We start from the raw sequence: 17,857 nt of genomic DNA, 5'->3' as shown, positions 1-17,857 counted from the left end.
ATTAGCTCCCCTCCAGTAAGAGTTCAAGTTCATTCAGATCTATAGGGCTATCCACCGTCAGCCCGGAGTTCCCGGAGGCCGCAGATCCCGTTCCTGCTGTCTCCAGAATATGGGCAGTCAGCAGCCGTACCGTGTTGTAATTGAACAAATCATTGGAATGCAGTGCAAGGCCGAGCCGGTCGTTCAGCTTGTCTACCAATTCCAGCGTCAAGACTGAATTCACGCCCAGTTCCGAGAAGGGAAGATCGGCGTTAACCTCTCCGGCCTCCAAATAAATGACCTCCTCCAGCGTGCGGTTCAGACATTGCTCCACCGAGTCTGTAGACGATTCTACATATCCGATCGATTCTGCAGGAGCCACGGTTTGCGGAGTTTGTAAAGTTTGAGGCCGAAGGCTCTTGTTCTGCTCATCACAGACCGGTTCCAATGCCCAATCCGGCTCCGCTTCAAGCGTGTAGCGATTGGACTCAGCGGCAGCTGCCGAGAAGCCATTGCCGATCCAATATCTCTTCTTGTCAAAAATATAATTCGGCAGCGGGATCACCCGCGCACGGCTGCGTTCATCATGCAGCAGCTTCCAGTCTATCTTCGCCTTCAGCAGCCAGAGCTGGGCAATCTGCGGCCATTGTCTGTTACGAACCGCGCTGGCGATAAACTGATGCCCGGATTCGTTCTGGAACAGAATGGCGGCAATATCACGCTGCGGATCCAGGCTGCCTGTGTAGACATCCGGCAAATCCGGTTCTCCGGCGGCAAAACGGTTTAATACTTCCACAAGCTCCCCGATATCCCGGCTGACAATGGCCACTCTCTCGGCAAAAGCTTCCCGCCCAACCTGCAGCGTATAAGCGACATCCTCTAGGCGCAGTGTATATCCATCTGTATCGGCGGCATCCATCCGAGCCGCACTAGCCGCAGCAGTCTCGGCGTAAGCCTGGGTATCAAATCCGATTCCGGCATTCCTCCGGCTAAGCTCAGCCGCTTCCAGATGATTCATCAGCTCACGCAGCGACCGGTTAGCCCCTAACGTGCTGTCGGCGGCATGTTCCTGAACCAGCTCATTGATGGCATCGGCCAGCCTAACCTGGTGTACAGCATCCGCGCACAGCTCAGTCAGAATTTCGTCGTAGTCGATCTGCCCGGGGTTCACGCCTAGCACTTCCGCGACAACGTCCAGACAGCGGTTCCGGACAGCCTGTAATCGGGCGGTTATTAGCTCACTTGTGTCCACAGCCCGTCCACCCGTCCGGTGGCGGGCGATAAATGCCGCGAGCTGCCGGGCCTGCGCCTGCAGCTTGTCCCTGCTCTTGGCGGACAGCAATATGAGCTGCTCCTCACTCTGCCTTGCAGGAGGTACGTCCGGCTCATATTGCTCAATTACGATATGGGCGTTGGTGCCGCCTGCCCCGAAGGAGCTGATGCCCGCCCTGAGCGGCTGAATTTTCAGCCCATCCGGCGTCTCCTCCGTAAGCGGCTTCCACGGCTGGAGCGAACGCTGTACATAGAACGGCGTTTTGGCAAAATCTATATTCTCGTTGAGCTGCTCCGCGAGAATTGAAGGTACCAGCTGCTTGTGCTTCATCTGTAGCAGTACCTTGGTCAAGGAAGCCATACCGGCTGCCGATTCGAGATGTCCGATATTGCTCTTGACCGAGCCAATGGCGCAAAACTGCGTTTTGGCGGTGAATTTCTTGAACGCCTTCGTTAACCCGGCCACCTCGATCGGGTCTCCCAGCGCGGTTCCGGTACCATGGGCCTCAATGTAACTGATCTGCTCGGGATGCACGCCAGACCTCCGCAGCGCCTCCTCTATCAGCTCGGATTGGGCATTCGGATTAGGCACAGTATAAGAACTGACCTTGCCGCCGTGATTGACCGCCGTTCCTTTGATTAAGCCATAGACTGGGTCCCCGTCACGGAGCGCCGCCTCTAGCGGCTTCAGCAGAACCGCGCCAACACCTTCACCGGGAACATAGCCGTCCCCGCCCTGGCCGAAGGCCCGGCACTTGCCTTCCGTGGAGCCGAATCGCTGATCGGTCAGGAAGATATATTTTGCCGGATGCACTAGGGTGTTGACACTTCCAGCCAGTGCCATTTCACTCTCGCCATGCCGGATGCTCTCGCAGGCCATATGGATAGCCACCAGCGCAGACGAGCACATCGTATCAATGGCCAGGCTCGGTCCCTTGAAGTTGAAATGATATGAAATCCGGTTGGCGATGGACGCAAACGAAGAACGGACATCCATGAGCCGGCCGTTATTGTATTGCTCGACACCTAGCAGCTGATAATGGGAATTCATAACGCCGATGAATACGCCAACCTTCTTGCCGGAGAGAGTCTCCGCGGCAGCTCCCGCATCCTCCAGCGTGTGGTAGGTGGTCTGGAGCATGAGCCGCTCCTGCGGGTCCATCAGCTCCGCTTCCCGCGGGGAGATATGGAAGAATCCGGCATCGAACTTCTCGACATCCTTCATGAACGCTCCCCACTTGGTGTACACTTTGCCCGGCTTACCTTTCTCAGGATGGTAATCCTTGCGGTAATCCCAGCGCTCCGGCGGAATCTCCGTAACGCAGTCCTGCCCCCCGCTTAGCACATCCCAGAATTCCTCCAGCGTATCCGCCATCGGGTACTGTCCGCTTAAGCCGATAATCGCAATATCCCCGCTTACTGCTTCTGCTCCCTGATGCCGGGACATGGCGGGGGCAGCTTCCTCTTTTACAGCCGCTTCCTGTACAGTTCCCGTTTCTGCTGACACCGCTTCTGGCATCACTTGTTCCGCCGCTTCTTCCACTACTGCTTCTTGTTGCTCCGTTCCCCCGCTCTGACCGGGCTCCCCGGCGGACTGCTGAAAGAATTCCGCATGATTATCCATAAAGAATGCCGCCAGAAGGGCAATCGTGCTGTATTCAAAGAAAAGCGTGCTTGGTAAATCGGAGAAGTCCTTGCCCAGTATTCCATTCAGCTCCATGATCATGATGGAGTCGATGCCGTATTTGGAGAAGTCGGCTGAGGCTTCAAGCTGCGCTGCCGGAACCCCGGTCGCCTGCGACACGACTCGCTTCAAGTACCGCTGAACAGCTTCCTCCACCTTAACGGTGGAGACAAGACCGCTATGAAGCGGCTGCTGCTGGATTGGCGGAACCGGAAGCTTCAGTGGAGCTGTTGCCCCGCCTGTTACCGTTACCGCTGCTGCCCGCTGCCGCTCATGAACACTCTGCGCGGAAGCATTCAGCACCCTCTCCTGCTGCGGCTTCTCTTCTGTAACTGCCGCAAGTACCCGGCTCACCTGCTGCCGTTCTCCGCAGGCTACAATAATACGGGATTCACCCGTGCGGACCAGCTGCTCCAGCAGTTCAAGACCGGCCTGTGTATCCAGCTGCTCCATCCCGGCCTGCTGGCGATATTGTACGGCTTCCTCTCCGGACAACTGCATCGCACCGTCATTCCACACCGGCCAGTTGATAGACAGCGAGGCACCTGAACGGATCCCCTCCTTAACCTGCTCAGCCCGGAGTAAGGCAAAGCGGTCGAGATAGCTGTTCGCCGCCGCATAAGTACCTCTGGCGAAATCTCCAATGATTGCGGAAACGGACGAGAAAAACACGAAGAAATCCAGCTTCTCCATCTGCGTAGCTTCATCCAGATTGATTGCACCCTGAATCTTGGGCAGCAGTACTTCTGCCATCTGTTCAGGACTGGCTTCCATCAGCGGCTGCTCACCGAGCATTCCGGCACAATGAATGACGCCGTGAATAGAATGAAAAGCCTCTTGGGCCTGCGCCACAATCTCGGCGGCAGTCTGCCGCTCCGCGATATCACCAGGCAAGTAAATAACCTGCCCGGGATAGCTCTGCAGCCGCTCAAGCTCACGGCTTCTCGGTTCATCCAGTGCGGATCTTCCGGTCAGCACCACATTGGCTTCATAATTCCGCAGGGCAAATTCGGCTACGGCAAGTCCCAGCTTACCCATTCCGCCGGTAATCAGGTAGGTACCCTGTTTGCGGAAACCGCTGAACTCTGCTTCCGGTAATGACTCCAGCGGAAGGATCACACGGCCGGCTCTCGCTCCGCCTGTATAACTAATTTCCACAAATGACGCCTGCTTGCGGTACAGCAGCTCTTGCGCCGCGTAGAACGGAATTTCTTCTGCACGCTCGCAATACATCACGGACGGGATGAAGCTGCGGTTGGTGGCCTGAAGGGCCTTGGACAGCCCCCGCAGCATTCCCGCTCCCGGCTCGCTGCCGCTCTGGACTGCGCCAAGCAAGAAGCGGACCTGATGCTGGGAATAGAGCTGAGTAACCGCCTTGAACAGATACAGAACCGGATAAAAGGTGTTCAGGATCTCTGCCTGTTCCCCATCCCACTCATACAGAATAGCGTCAATCCTTATCCCCTTAGCCAGCAGCTCCGTGAGCAGCCTGCCATAATCCGCTTCCCATTCAGGCCGGATGCTGTATTCCAGACTTCCTGCAGCTGCGCTGTACTCCGCTCCCGGATTCACAATAATGATGTTGTCCGGCACCGTATGCTCCCGGGCGAATGCTTCTGCCAGCCGGTGAGCCTTTGCTTTGTCCCGGACCAAATACAGCATATTCTTCACTTCGGCCTTGCTTATCCCATCACTATGGCCGCCAAGCCCCCCGGCTTCCGGAAGCTGGGCTTCCTGCCAGCGCTCGGTGTACAGGTGAATACGGCGGCTTGCCGCACTAACCGCATTGGTTGGCTGAATAGCCCGGATCGTGAAGTCCCTGGCCTCCACCAGCACTTCCCCCTGCTCATTCAGAATATAGACATTGAACCGCTTCATCCCCGCTGCCTTGCCTGCGGTCTCCGGTACGATCTCCGCATAGGAATAGCAGCTTGGCGTCAGTCTGCCGTAAATGCGGACTTCACCTAGTGCGAACGGAATATGCAATCTTAGCTGCTTGTACGCCTCGGCTCCGCCGATCCAGGTCACTGCCCGCAGCGCAGCATCGACAAGGGACGGGTGCAGCATATATTGGCTAAATGCAGGCAGCAGGTCCGGAGGAAGGTCGAGCTTCTCCAGCGATTCTCCGCTTCCGCACAATGCTTCTGTTGTAGCCTGGAAGCTTGGCCCATATTGAAAACCGATGGAGCTTCCAAACACCTCGTTGTAGCAGAAATCCTTGGCAATTCTGACTCCGCCCCGGGCCTGAATAGCGTCAAGATTGAAGCTGTGCCGCTCCGCCTGCTGTGCAGTCCCGGTATAGAGCTTGCCCGTGCAATGAATAATCCGGGTGCCGTTCTCCGCGGTATACACCTGGAACTTCATATGCCCTGATTCGGGAGTGAGCTGAATATAGGCATCCCGTGTATCGGCCACTTCCAGCCGGTTCACCCATAGCACATCTTTAATGGAATGCACCTGCGTCCTGGCCGCGAATTCGCCGGCCGCCCTGACCATCTCCAGATAAGCGACTCCCGGCAAAATCACCCGTTCATCCACAATATGCTCGCCAACATAGAAATCGCTCACCTTAAGTGTCTTCACGAATAGCAGCCGCTCCGGGCTGGACTTCGCCAGATCAATCATCGGATGGCTCTGAGCCGGAGCAGCCTGAGGGGCCGCCATCCAATGCGAAGAACGGTTGAAGGCATAGCCGGGCAATGGCTGCTTCTTGAAGCTTCCGCCGGGATACAGCCTGCTCCAATCTAAATCTGCCCCAGCCAGCCATAGCTTCAGCAGAACCTCATGGAACCCGAAGACTCCGTCACTCTGAGGCGATAATGCTGCCGTTTCCTTATCCCCTGCACACAGCCGGATCACCTCAGACTGCAGGACGCTCTGCCCGGCACATTGCTCCTGAAGCTGTTCTCTCCAGCTTGCAGGCCCGGCAATTTCTGCCATATGCTGATTGGCTTCGTGCAGACAGGTGTAGGGGACATTTAGATTCAGTTGATCCTGCCGTTCATTGAGCTGATTCCGGACTGCTTCCAGCACTCCAGCCTCTTCCTCATCAGAGGAAGTTAACAGCCGGACGGCCATTTCCTTGGATATAACCTCATCCAGAACAAGCTGGACCCATTCACTCAGCCGCACATCACTTAAAGTGATGCGTTCTGACAAATCCCATTTCTGATTCAGCTTCAGCAGCGAACCGTAGGCGATCAACAGCAGAAGAACACGCTGCCGCTCCATTGCCTCGCCGCCCTCACCGGCAGCTAACAACCGCTCCTGATGCAGCAGCGAGTCTGTGGACAGCTTCGCTGCCTGCAGCGCCGGGGATTGATCCCAATCCCGCAAATATTTCTTAAAGGTAAATTGCGTCCGGCTGAGTATTCTGGCTTTCTCCACATAATGCCTGAACGCCGCAGCGTCAGCACCGGTGATGCATACATTGCGCAAGCCGGCAATATACGCCGGGCCAATGTTAATACGGTGAATCTTCACTTGATGAACAGGGTCTATGAAGGTCAGCTCCGGTCTTTGCAGCACCGTTTCCGCAAGAGTAGCCCTGCCGGTCAGAATGTCATACGCCTGAACAGGCGTAATCATTCCGCTGACCGCCATTGCTAGCAGCGTCCCTTGCTGCTCACCGCTCACGGATGCGACATCTACTCCCAGGCTGATCAGGACTTTAGCCAGCGTATAATTAATCAGGAAAGAGTAGGCGGCAAGCTTATCCTTGTTCCATTTGGCAATTGTAAGGCCACTCCGGATAGCGGCCGGCCCGCCGCGCAGCTCGGTTTCGGCAATAACCTCTTCAAGAACTTCGTGGATATACGGCTCTTCCATCACGCTCTTAATCTCCGTGTATCCTGTATAGATGACATTGGTGAAATGTACCGACCAGCTCTTGCGGCCCGGCTCCAGCCGCTCAACAGCGGAGGCAGCGGATTGCAGATACTCGGCTAGCTCCTGCCTGCTCCGGATGACAGCGCCGATTCTGTATTCCCGGCAATGGCGTCTGCCTGCAAGCAGCGTTTTGCATAACTCTCCGATGGATACGTCCGCTATCTCCGGCGAATTCAGATGAGACTTCCAGACGGCTATACTCTCGTTCAAACTGTCGCTATTCAGGGCAGAGAGAGTGAAGAGCTGCGCACCCGGTACGGATTTGTTACTGGCTCTGGCCGGTTTCGGTTGCTCGTAGGCCTCAAGAATCACATGGGCATTGACTCCGCCGAAGCCAAAGCCGCTTACGCCCGCCCGCAGCGGGGTCTGTTCATTGACCGGCACCCACTCCGTGTTGTCCGTGGCTACCTTAAACGGGGTATGCTCCCAGTCCAGCAGCGGATTCAGACCGGTAAGGTTGAGCAGCTTGGGAATAGTCTTATGCTTCATCATCAGCAGCACCCGGATGATCCCGGCAACGCCAGAGGCACTTGCCAAATGTCCGATATTGGTCTTGACCGAGCCAATGGTGCAGAACTGTTCCTGATCGGTGTACTGCCTGAACACCTGGGTCAGCGCTTCGACTTCAATCGGATCGCCAAGAGCGGTTCCTGTGCCATGCGCCTCAATATAATTGACGGTCGAAGCATCTACCCGGGCTTGCCGCAAAGCGGCTTCAACCAATTCCTTTTGCGCTTTCATGCTCGGTGCAGCGATGGTCTGTGAAGCGCCGCAGTGGTTCACTGCCGTTCCCCGGATAATGCCGTAGATATGGTTGCCGTCCCGCACCGCATCCTCCAGCTTCTGCAGCAGCAGGACGCCAACGCCCTCTCCCTGCACAAATCCGTCCGCATTCTCGTCAAAAGCCTTGCATTGTCCGTCCCGGCTCATCATATTCGATTTGGAGAAGGTCACGTACCGCCAAGGATGATATGCCAGGCACACGCCTGCCGCTATGGCATACTTCGCTTCTCCGGCCTGTAGATTCTGTCTTGCTTTGTGAACAGCAACCAGTGAAGAGGAGCAAGCGGTATCCAGAGAGAGGCTCTCTCCGGTCAGGCCCAAAGTATGCGAGATGCGGTTCGCCGCAATACATTCGAAGTTGCCGAGCCCCGCATAATGATCGACCTTATCACCACCGGTCAATGCAATCAGACCGTAGTCATTGCCGGTAACCCCGACATACACAGAAGTCCGTTCCTTCTGGAGTTCGGCCAGCGGAATCCCTGAATCCTCAAGACAATGCCATGTTTCTTCCAGCAGAATCCGCTGCTGGGGGTCCATGCTCGCCACCTCTCTGGGTGACAAGTTAAAGAAGGTATTGTCGAACTTGTCGATGCCGGATAATGAAGCGCAGTATTTCACAAACTGCTCATTGTCCCACCCGAGGTCGGCCTCGTTCTTCAGTCCGTATCTTCCGTTCTGCCAGCGGTCATAACTGATAGGCTTGACGGAATTCACATGATTGATCATGTTGTTCCAGTAGCTGCTGTAATTCTCTGCCTCTGGGAATCTGCACCCGATGCCCACAATCGCCACATCCTGCCCGGCTGCAGCCCTCCGCGGCTTAAGCTTGCTTGCCGAAGCCTTAGAGCTCATATACCGTCTCCTTTTCTCTGGCGACCCGTTGTTCCCTCATCCCTCTAAGCAGAGAGAGAATGCTGTCCTCCTGATACTGCTTCTTGATATACTTCTCCATCGTGCTCTTCCAGACATCGAATTCAAATCCAAGCGCCTGCAGCAGCGCGCCCAGCATGACGAAATTCTCATTCCGCACATTTCCCGTTTCCTTGGCAATGGCAGTTCCTTCGACATAAGTGACATGCTTGTACCGGCTGAAGTTGTCCTCGTACTTTCCTTTGTATGTATCTTCATTCAGCTCTGCCAGATTGACGAGCATCCGCCCCTCCTGTTTCAGGAAGCTTCCCCAGCGCAGCGCTTCGATCTGATCGAAGCCGACAATATAGTCCGCTGTGCCCATTTCAATCAGGGGAGAGTAGATTTTGTCGCCAAAACGAACCTGTGCATGCACGCTTCCGCCTCTTTGCGACATACCGTGCACCTCAGAGACCTTCACGTCATACCCGAGCGCAACCAGTCCCTGGGATAACACATTGGTTACAGTAATGACACCTTTTCCGCCCACACCGGCTAAAATAATGCTTGTAGCTGCTGTCATAGGTCGCTTAAGCCTCCTTAATGCTGTCATAGGGACAAACCTGCTGGCAGATGCTGCAGCCCTTGCAGTCCAGCGGATCAATCATGATTTGGCGGTCCACAATTTTGATTGCCGAGCAGCCTAGCATAGTGCATTTTTTGCAATTCACACAGGTAACATTGTCGATGATGTATTTTTTTGTGGGTTCCGCTTTGCTTTTGAGAAGTTCACAAGGATGTCTGGAGATGATTACGAACGGTTCAGTGCTGTGCTTGGCTGTGTCCACACACTGCTGCATTTCTTGGAGGTTGGTGGGGTCTAGTATTCTGAGGTTGTCCGGTTTAATGCCTAGCGCGAGCACAATATCTTCAATCCGTATGGCTTCCGACGAGCTGCCCTGCAGTGTGCGCCCGGTGCCCGGGTTCTCCTGATTGCCGGTCATAGATGTGGATCGATTGTCCAGGATACAGATGACAATCGGGGTCTTGTTGTAAACTGCGTTCAGCAGTCCGGTCATACCTGAGTGAAAAAAGGTGGAGTCACCGATGAAGGCGAATACCTTCTTGCCCATCGGTTTGAAATCCTGAGTCCGCTGCATGCCCGTTGCCATAGAGATGGAAGCGCCCATGCAAAGCACGGTGTCTAGCGCCTTGATCGGCTCGGTGCCGCCCAGCGTATAACAGCCGATATCCCCGGCGGCAATAATGTCCCTGTGCTGCTTGACTGCGCTGTACAGTCCGAGATAACCGCAGCCTGCACACAGCCTAGGCGGCCTAGGCGGTACTTGGACACCCTCGTAGCAGTCGAATTCTTCACGGGTGATCGCTTTTCTGATAATTTCCGGGTTCAGCTCGCCGCAGACGGGAATGATCTCCTTACCGGTACAGGCAATGCCCATCGCTTTAAGTGAGGTTTCGATGAAGGGCTCGCCCTCCTCGACGACATAGATTGTTTTGGCCCATGCAGCGAATTCTTTGGCCTTCTCGTCCGGAAAAGGATAACTCATACCCAGCTTCAGCACGGATACCGTATCTCCGAACACTTCCTTAACATATTGATAGGATATTCCGCTCGTCACTATGCCGATCTCCGGAGAGCTGTACTCTATTACATTTAGAGGGGAGGCATTGGAGTACGCCTGAATATCCAGGAGATTCGCTTCGATTTCCAGATGCCGCTTTCTGGAGATGGCCGGAAGGAGCAGCCTGTCCAGCTTGTTTTTCTTATAGTTCTTGAATTTCTCCTCTACCGCCAGGTCTTCCTGGAAGTGAACAATCCCCTTCGAATGGGACACCCGGGTTGTGGTCCTGAACAGGACAGGCGTATTGAAGCGCTCGCTGATCTCATAGGCTTCGACAATCATATCCTTGCATTCCTGGGAGCTGGTCGGCTCGAGCAGCGGCATCTTGGCATGACTGGCATAAATGCGGTTGTCCTGTTCGTTCTGCGAGGAATGGATCCCCGGATCATCAGCCGAAACAATGACCAGACCGGCATTTACACCTTCATAGGTCATATTGAACAGCGGGTCTGCCGCCACATTCACCCCTACGTGCTTCATGGTGGTCAGGCTGCGGATACCGGCGATACAGGCGCCTGCTGCTACTTCCAGAGCTACCTTTTCGTTGGGTGCCCACTCGGCATACACGCCCTCATAGACACTGATGCTCTCGACAATTTCCGTACTCGGTGTTCCGGGATAGGATGAAATGATTTTACAATTTGCTTCATAAGCGCCTCTGGCAATTGCCTCATTACCCATCATTAGAGCTTTCATCGGATCGTCCTCTCGTTCATCTCATTTAACAGAACCACGCGGCTGAATTTCTCCCAAATCACAGATTACATATTTAACATTTATAGGCTCTTACTACTTATATATAGGCTATAATCAATATTATAGTGTTACTATTAACTTTGTTACTTTTTTTTAATAAATTCCAGCCTTTCAGTTCCTTAATCTGCTAATTTTCACAAAATTGAAATAATTAAAAAGCCTGCAACCTTTTATTGCAGACTTTTCAAATAAAAACGTATATTTATCTTTTATAGTATTTATTGTCGATTCCCCTTAAAAGGCCAAATGGACCAGACCGTCCTTCATAGATACCGGATTGTGGGTACAGAGAAGCATTCCAAATCCGTTTGCAGCGCCATTGTCCTTTAGGTCCTTCAACAGGATTCATTTATCTTTCAGTGTGTTAATTAAAGCCAGTATGCGGTTAATCTTCGTCTCTTCCTTTTTGGCGAGCTCGATGTAATGAATCTGCTCCCGCTTAAGATAATCTGGCTGATCCAGGAATGGATCAAGCATATCGTGATCTTCAAGGTTTCTGGTGATGTAGTCCGGCACCACAATATTACGGCTCTCCTCATCTTTTGTAAGAATGACATGGAGTTTGTCACCGGGCTTTTTAAGTACGGCTCTTCGGATGAATTCATTATATACAAAATAATGCCCGTTTTTTGACGGCAGCAGCGTATGTTCGAACCGGTGTCCGTCAACGGTAATTTGAACCGGCACTTTACCGTTCGTATCGAATATTTCCTTCACTGCATAAGGGAAATACACTACTTTCCATTTCATTTTGCCTTCCAGCATCTTGATCTCGCTATCAAATTCATACTCCATCTTAAGCATCACTCCTCATTATAAAGAAGCTTCAATATCCACTCTGTTCTCACACTTCGGCATTGTGTCTATATTCTTGATCTCTATAAAAGAAACCTTCCCATTCCCGGCAGTGCTATTGGCAAATTTGTGAATCCCCAGACAAAAGGCTACTGCTCCTCAATGTGGAAGTAGTAGCCTTGGGTTTCAGTGATAAATACCGGACTCCTGCTGCGATTCACCGGAAAATGGCTGAACCGGCAATGCTGCATGATTTTCTCTGAATTTATGCTTATAGTCTTCGAAATCCCATGTCTCCAGGAATTTATCTGCCGCAGTGTGGCCGGATGAGAGCAAGAAATGCTTATCTTCTTCCGTCAATTCGAACTTTGTCGTCGTTACTTTTCCAGTGGGAATAAATATTGTGCGCTCTTCCGCATGTTTGTCTACATGTCTTTGATCATGAGCCTGCAGCATGGTTTTGAACATTCCTTTGAGTAACGAGACCGGACCATTGATCTCTATCGATTGGGCATAGGTTCGCCTTTCCGACAGTCTGAATCCGAAGGTTGGCCACCGCGGGACTCCATCTACGTCAAACAGCCAGATCGGATAATTGCTAAGCATTCCTCCGTCCAGCATATAATAGGGTTTCTTCTGCAGGGGCGTATGCCAGACATAGGGTTGGAAAAAGAAAGGCAGCGTGGTGCTCATCCGTACTGCTGCAGCTATGGGGAATTCGGACGCCTTCAGACCATAGTGAGGCAAATCATTAGGGAAAACTGCAATCCGCCCATTGCTTATATTCGAGACTATAATCGAAAGCTTGCCTTCGGGAATATCTCCAAACGTTACAACTTTCTTACGCTTCAGCCATTCCGACATTACCTGTTCTAAGATGTGGTTGCTGTAAATGCCTGACTTCATCATTAACGGAAGCGTCTTGTTCAAGATCGGAAGGCTGTTCATTCTGGTACGCCCGAGCAGCTTCATATAGTCCAGCGAGCTCATCAGCTCTCTGATTTCAGCACTATTGTAACCGCAGGCCAACAAAGCTGCAATGATCGCGCCGGCTGAAGTCCCCGCAAGCTTGTTCCAGGTATATCCTCTGGATTCCATCACTTCAATGGCTCCTACAAAAGCAATTCCCTTTACGCCACCGCCTTCAAAGACTGCATCTGCCTCCACCTGAGTACCCCTCCTGTTACAAATAAAAGATGTATCTGTAAGTATGTGTTGGATACTCTGATTTATTCACCTGTAAAACAACAAAAAGCGGATGCACCAGGACCACGAAACCAGTCTTGGACAGCCGCTTGTTGGGGAGACAGATCAAAAGATCCACATGATCACAAAAATGAAAAAGGCAATGACAGCTATGGCAATAACCAGATCGGATATTTGCCTCCATAAGCCTGAAGGGCCTTCGGTGTGATACTTCTGCGCATTCACGTCATGGTTGGCTTTATGCCCGCCGGGATCAGTCGAATTCGCATGTGGTCCCGGATTAAAGAAGTCACCCATGAAATCACCTCCCTTTCCATGATTATACACCATTTAATCTCACTTTTGATTCATTTGTCCTGAAACAGCACTTATTGTTAAAAAGCGATTTGCACCGATCCGTCCTCGTAAATATCGACCCGCTGGGTGCATAGGAGCATGCCGAGTCCGGAAGCGGTGCCTTTGGTCTTCAAATCCTGCTGTCTGCGCTCCCACAGCTCGCGGTCGTGGATGATGTCATACAAGTAATAGCTCTCAGCGTTAGCCGCTTCCATCTCCTCCACAAAAATGAACCCGCCCGGGAACATGCTGCGGAACCACTGGGCCGCTTCCAGGTGAGAATGGAATACCGGAAGCTCCTGCTCAAACCGCTCTGACAAATAACGCTGCTTCAGCCGGCCGATCCTTACATAATACTCTTCAAGATTGTACGGAGTTATCACCGGTAAGCCCCCCATCTCCATAAATATTTGAAATTTCGCATAAAAATATCATACTTTTAGAGGGATGAATATGACATTCTGCATGAAACGGGATGAAGTCTGTTCAACCGGCCCCGCAGAACTACGTATGATCTGTTCCTAATTCAAGAGTGAAGTGTTCATTCTTCTGCTCAGCGGGTAGTAGAATATGATAGGTCTAGTTACTGTGATCGATGCTATAAGGGCAGAAAGGAGCCGCTCCCATGGACAATACGGATATTATCGCAATTCTGGCTTTGGTTCTTGTGTTGCTGCTTATGTTAAGTGTGTTCCGTCTGAAAAAGCGCGTAACAGAGCTGGAGTCTCAGTTGGCGCAGAGGGACGCATATGGGGGACCTGCAGGAGCTGGAGGCAGGATGGCCGGCATTCCGACCCCGCTGTTCGTGCAGAACCCGGAGATTGCTCCTGATCTGGAGCGGAGGCTGCATCTGCTGCTGGCGGAGGGCAAGAAGATTCAGGCGATTAAGGTAATGCGGGAAGCACGGAATTTATCCCTGAAGGATGCCAAGGACTTCATCGACAATCTGGAACAGGGCGGCACCTTCCGCTGACCTGCCCCTGCAGAACCAAAAACGACCCCGTCCTCCACTTTATAGTGGAAGCTGAGGTCGTTTTTTATGATGCCGGATTGCCGGCAGCCCGGCTGGGGTTATACGTCCTTTTTAACAAAAATCCGCAAAGAGAGCAGATAAGAGCCGTAGATAATAACAAGATAGGCCAGAACACCAATAACGGGCAGAAGCGTGCTGTCCAGCCTGCCGGTCTGGAACCATTCTGCAAGTGCCGGAAACCGTTCAGATAAACTTTTGAATGCCGTGACGTTCAGAATGATTAACATGATGAATACGAAATTGACGACTTGCATGCCCTTTTGTCCCAGCCAGTAATACAGCGGCAGATAGAAGGAAGCAAGCAGCGGAAAAGACGCGGCCGCAAGGCCCAGCTCTCTCCAGCGGAGCGGAGCGTCTATCTTCCCCATCGCAAATGCAAACAGATAGAGCAGCAGTGTGCAGAGGATGCTGAAGGCCAAGAAAGGAATGAGCGTTAAATATTTGGCCTGAATCAGACGCTGCCTCGGTACCGGAAGACTGACAAGAAATTTCTGATTGTTATGCTGCATATCAATAGTGCAGGCATTGATCAGCAGCAGCATGGCCGGAAACAGCGAGAACATAGTGTAGGCATCCGCATTCGTATATCCCATGAGTATATAATACGGCACCAGCAGCAGAATGAATTTCCGGGTAAGGATGAAGTCTTTGCGGATCAGATGCAGGGAGCTATACATGCGCTTCACTTCCTTTTACCGTAAAATACATGATTTCTTCCAGAGTAGGCGTCTCGCAGATAGCCGTATCCCTGAAATACTGTTCGCCCTCCGCACGGTTGCTGATCAGACCCTCGAACCCCAGTCCGCTCTCGCGGATGCCGACGAACCAGCGCCGGACATCACGGTCGAGCAGCTCCTTCCCGCCTTTGACCAGGAGGTAACGCTCGCTGATACTCTCTTTCATCTCATTGAAAACAATCCGCCCCTCGTTGATGAATACAATATAGTCGGCAATCCGGTCCAGATCCATCGTGTTATGGGTGGAGAACAGAATCGATTTCTTCTCGTCCTGAATATGCTCACTGAGCAGCTCCAGCATCTCTCTGCGGAAAATCGGATCAAGCCCCGAGGTAGGCTCATCCATAATCAGCAGATCGGCACCATGGGATAAGGCGATGGCGAGCGAGAATTTGATTTTCATCCCCTTGGACAGATCCTTAATCTTCTTGCCGGGCGGAAGCTTGAACAGCTCCTGAAACTTCACATATGTATCTTCATTCCAGCGGGTGTAGAACGGCGCGATAACTCTCTTCATCTGCTTGATGGTGAGATTCTCATAATAGATATTCTCATCCGAGACGTACCCAATCCGCTCCTTGACCGCTGCTTGATATAGCTGGTTATTCTGACCCAACATCGTGATATTGCCTTGATCCGGGTAGATCATACCCATCATCATTTTGATCAGCGAGGTTTTGCCTGCACCGTTCGGGCCGATCAGGCCTGTAATAAAACCTTCCTTGATGGACAATGAGATATCCCTCAGCTCAAACCGATCGTAGCTTTTGGTTAAATGGTCTAACCGGATTACATCGCTCATTCCTGTTCCTCCTCATAGAGCAGTTTCAGCATCTCCGCCAGTTCGGCATACTCCATGCCCAGCAGTCTGCTCTCATCAATGATTTCTTTCAGCTTGCCCTCTACAATCCGCAGCCGCTGCTCCCGGATATATTCCTGATCTGCCCCGGAGACAAAAGAGCCCTTGCCGACAATAGAGTTAATCAGCCCTTCACGCTCCAGCTCCTCGTAAGCCCGCTTCGTGGTAATGACACTGATCTGTAGCTCCTTGGCCAATAAGCGGATCGATGGCAACGGCGTACCGGAGACCAGCTCCCCTTGCAGAATCATCTGGCGGACTTGTCCCACAATCTGGGCGTAGATCGGTTCACCGGATGTACTTGATATCAAAATATTCATGCAGCAGCACCAGCGTCCTTTGCGGTATTTGTATTTAATGTATATATATAATATATACACTATGTCCAGTGGTGTCAATCCTCTATTCGCAACGGTCGGGTTGCTGCTGCGCCGCATATTTGGACTACCGCTCTCTCGCAGGTATTGATCTAATCACTTATGGGAAGTGGTGATGCTATATAGAGGCGGAAGCCGAATGCCTACACAGAGGGGAAGTTCATATGTCTAGAAAAACCGCCGTCTACCCGCTCAGCTGCGGGCTGCTGACGGCTGCCGTTATACTGCTCATGCAGCCTAAATATTCGTATAATGATCCGGATACGTTCTGGCATCTGGAGGTCGGACGCTTCATGCTTGGGCACGGGAAGGTGCCGCATCATGCGATACATACCTTTTATGGAGACAAGCTGCCGTATATCCCGCATGAAGCCGGGTTTCAGCTGCTGATTACACCACTGTACCAGTGGTTCAGCTGGCCGGGGATCTATCTGCTGACCGCCCTGTGCCTGCTTGGCTTACTGTTGGGACTTATTCGTCTTGGAGAAGTATCACGTAAAGAGCTGGGTCTGCGGGAGAATCATGTTCTGCTCCTGCCCTTTGTCCTGCTGGTCTCCTGCTGGATCTACTATAACTACTTCAAGGGAAGACCGCAGATGGTCTCCTCTCCGCTGATTGTCTGGTTCTTCATCTGCATGCGGGAGTATCAGCTGAAGCCCGGGGCCAGGTATGCGGCAGCAATGATGATCCTCTCCTGTGCCGTTGCCAATGTCCATACCGGAGTATGGCTGGTGATTGCTGTGTTTACCGGTATGGCCATGCTGGAATCGCTGATTGCACGCAATCTCAGCTGGAAGCGGGCTGCCGTCTTCCTGCTGGTCCTGCTGGCCGGTCTGCCGAATCCGGGAGGACTTCAAGGACTGCTGTTTATCTTCACCGTCACACACAATAACTACAATCTGCTCATTAATGAATGGCAGCCTCTCTCCTTCAGCCGGCCGGGCCAGCTGCCGATTCTGCTTCTGCTGCTCTTTTTCGCGGTCACCCTGCCCTTCTCCCTGCAGCGGAAGCCGTTCCGCTTCTTCCTGATGACCGGTATTCTCTATCTCGGAGTATCCAATTTCAAGCAGAATCTGTTCATGTGGCTGTTCATTCCTTATTTCGCGGCAGTCTTCTTTGAAGCGGTTCCGCTTCCGAGCAAGGTCAGGCTGCGGACAAGCGGAAGAGCGGTTGCCCTTGGACTTGTCACCGGGCTGCTGATCAACACTGTATATATCTTCTCGGTCCCGCCAGTGGTGACTGCTGCAGATTACCCTGTCTTAGAGATGAGCTATGTACTGGAGCATACACCGGCAGGCAGCCGGCCTAAGGTGCTGTCCAGCTATGGGTCTTCAGGTTATGTGATGTTCCGCGGCGGGGATGTGCTCTGTGACGGGCGCCAGGACCCTTTTATCACCAAGGCTTCGATTGGGATCATGGGCTGGAATGCCTTCGAACGCTCGATGTACGGCTTCTCCGAATACTTGCCTGATATCGTGAAATATGATCACCCGGATTATGTGATTGTGCGAAACGGCAGCTCCGGGAGGCTGTATCAGGACTGGGTAAAAGCACTCGGCACTCCTGTCTACAAAGGAAGCTACGGGAGTGTATTTGTTCCCGGCAACGGAAAGCAGCCCAAGGAAGATCCGGGAATACAGAGCAGCTGAACTATACG

Annotated in this window: 12 protein-coding genes; 2 read left to right on the top strand and 10 right to left on the bottom strand. The window is 52.5% G+C overall.

Translation table 11 applies throughout. The annotated features are described in order from the left end of the window. Position 1: 1 nt before the first annotated feature. From NSQ73_RS14355 to NSQ73_RS14325, 7 genes are all read right to left on the bottom strand, one after another. The gene (locus NSQ73_RS14355; RefSeq protein ID WP_340986949.1) at positions 2-8,461 is read right to left on the bottom strand and encodes an SDR family NAD(P)-dependent oxidoreductase; all 8,460 of its coding nucleotides are present in this window, start codon (positions 8,459-8,461) and stop codon (positions 2-4) included. After that, entirely contained in the window at positions 8,451-9,041 is a 591-nt protein-coding gene (locus NSQ73_RS14350; protein ID WP_042137642.1) for an indolepyruvate oxidoreductase subunit beta, read from the bottom strand. Before NSQ73_RS14350 ends, NSQ73_RS14355 begins: the two co-directional genes overlap by 11 nt. Positions 9,042-9,048: 7 nt before the next feature. Continuing rightward, positions 9,049-10,797, bottom strand: coding sequence for an indolepyruvate ferredoxin oxidoreductase subunit alpha (iorA, locus tag NSQ73_RS14345; protein ID WP_340986948.1), 1,749 nt, complete (start codon positions 10,795-10,797; stop codon positions 9,049-9,051). A 405-nt stretch (positions 10,798-11,202) separates the two neighbouring features. Beyond that, positions 11,203-11,652: a YdeI/OmpD-associated family protein gene (locus NSQ73_RS14340; RefSeq protein WP_042137646.1), complete on the bottom strand. Its 450-nt coding sequence runs from the start codon at positions 11,650-11,652 to the stop codon at positions 11,203-11,205. Between the two features lie 186 nt (positions 11,653-11,838). Beyond that, a complete protein-coding gene (locus NSQ73_RS14335; protein ID WP_340986947.1) occupies positions 11,839-12,819 on the bottom strand; it encodes a patatin-like phospholipase family protein in 981 nt (326 codons plus the stop codon). Between the two features lie 144 nt (positions 12,820-12,963). After that, positions 12,964-13,155 (bottom strand): hypothetical protein, encoded by a 192-nt coding sequence (locus NSQ73_RS14330; protein WP_340986945.1) that lies wholly within the window; start codon positions 13,153-13,155, stop codon positions 12,964-12,966. A gap of 77 nt (positions 13,156-13,232) precedes the next feature. Continuing rightward, the gene (locus NSQ73_RS14325) at positions 13,233-13,577 is read right to left on the bottom strand and encodes a hypothetical protein (RefSeq protein ID WP_340986943.1); all 345 of its coding nucleotides are present in this window, start codon (positions 13,575-13,577) and stop codon (positions 13,233-13,235) included. A 242-nt stretch (positions 13,578-13,819) separates the two neighbouring features. Between NSQ73_RS14325 and NSQ73_RS14320 the strand changes: the two genes are divergently transcribed. Next, entirely contained in the window at positions 13,820-14,167 is a 348-nt protein-coding gene (locus tag NSQ73_RS14320; protein WP_042137651.1) for a ribosomal protein L7/L12, read from the top strand. Positions 14,168-14,265: 98 nt separating this feature from the next. On the opposite strand, the gene NSQ73_RS14315 is transcribed toward NSQ73_RS14320, so the two are convergent. Genes NSQ73_RS14315 through NSQ73_RS14305 form a run of 3 tightly spaced genes read right to left on the bottom strand, consistent with a single transcriptional unit; the run spans position 14,266 to position 16,143 of the window. Next, entirely contained in the window at positions 14,266-14,904 is a 639-nt protein-coding gene (locus NSQ73_RS14315; protein ID WP_340986941.1) for an ABC-2 transporter permease, read from the bottom strand. Beyond that, positions 14,897-15,766, bottom strand: a complete 870-nt coding sequence (locus NSQ73_RS14310) for an ABC transporter ATP-binding protein (RefSeq protein WP_340986940.1) — start codon at positions 15,764-15,766, stop codon at positions 14,897-14,899. The genes NSQ73_RS14315 and NSQ73_RS14310 overlap by 8 nt, the downstream gene beginning before the upstream one ends. Next, entirely contained in the window at positions 15,763-16,143 is a 381-nt protein-coding gene (locus tag NSQ73_RS14305) for a GntR family transcriptional regulator (RefSeq protein ID WP_042137658.1), read from the bottom strand. The genes NSQ73_RS14310 and NSQ73_RS14305 overlap by 4 nt, the downstream gene beginning before the upstream one ends. Before the next feature lie 221 nt (positions 16,144-16,364). On the opposite strand from NSQ73_RS14305, the gene NSQ73_RS14300 reads away from it, so the two are divergent. Further along, positions 16,365-17,849: a hypothetical protein gene (locus NSQ73_RS14300; RefSeq protein ID WP_340986938.1), complete on the top strand. Its 1,485-nt coding sequence runs from the start codon at positions 16,365-16,367 to the stop codon at positions 17,847-17,849. Positions 17,850-17,857: the final 8 nt, after the last annotated feature.

The sequence above is a fragment of the Paenibacillus sp. FSL R10-2736 genome (assembly GCF_038000245.1).
GTDB lineage: Bacteria > Bacillota > Bacilli > Paenibacillales > Paenibacillaceae > Paenibacillus_AQ > Paenibacillus_AQ phytohabitans.
Note: the sequence above shows the minus strand (reverse complement) of the source record. Positions and strands in the feature narration are given on the sequence as shown.

What these genes read in the sequence shown, in the direction of transcription:
- NSQ73_RS14305 (WP_042137658.1), bottom strand. Translation starts at nt 16,143, where the DNA reads ATGAATATTTTGATATCAAGTACATCCGGTGAACCGATCTACGCCCAG.
- iorA (WP_340986948.1), bottom strand. Translation starts at nt 10,797, where the DNA reads ATGAAAGCTCTAATGATGGGTAATGAGGCAATTGCCAGAGGCGCTTAT.
- NSQ73_RS14320 (WP_042137651.1), top strand. Translation starts at nt 13,820, where the DNA reads ATGGACAATACGGATATTATCGCAATTCTGGCTTTGGTTCTTGTGTTG.
- NSQ73_RS14350 (WP_042137642.1), bottom strand. Translation starts at nt 9,041, where the DNA reads ATGACAGCAGCTACAAGCATTATTTTAGCCGGTGTGGGCGGAAAAGGT.
- NSQ73_RS14315 (WP_340986941.1), bottom strand. Translation starts at nt 14,904, where the DNA reads ATGTATAGCTCCCTGCATCTGATCCGCAAAGACTTCATCCTTACCCGG.
- NSQ73_RS14310 (WP_340986940.1), bottom strand. Translation starts at nt 15,766, where the DNA reads ATGAGCGATGTAATCCGGTTAGACCATTTAACCAAAAGCTACGATCGG.
- NSQ73_RS14340 (WP_042137646.1), bottom strand. Translation starts at nt 11,652, where the DNA reads ATGGAGTATGAATTTGATAGCGAGATCAAGATGCTGGAAGGCAAAATG.
- NSQ73_RS14330 (WP_340986945.1), bottom strand. Translation starts at nt 13,155, where the DNA reads ATGGGTGACTTCTTTAATCCGGGACCACATGCGAATTCGACTGATCCC.
- NSQ73_RS14300 (WP_340986938.1), top strand. Translation starts at nt 16,365, where the DNA reads ATGTCTAGAAAAACCGCCGTCTACCCGCTCAGCTGCGGGCTGCTGACG.
- NSQ73_RS14355 (WP_340986949.1), bottom strand. Translation starts at nt 8,461, where the DNA reads ATGAGCTCTAAGGCTTCGGCAAGCAAGCTTAAGCCGCGGAGGGCTGCA.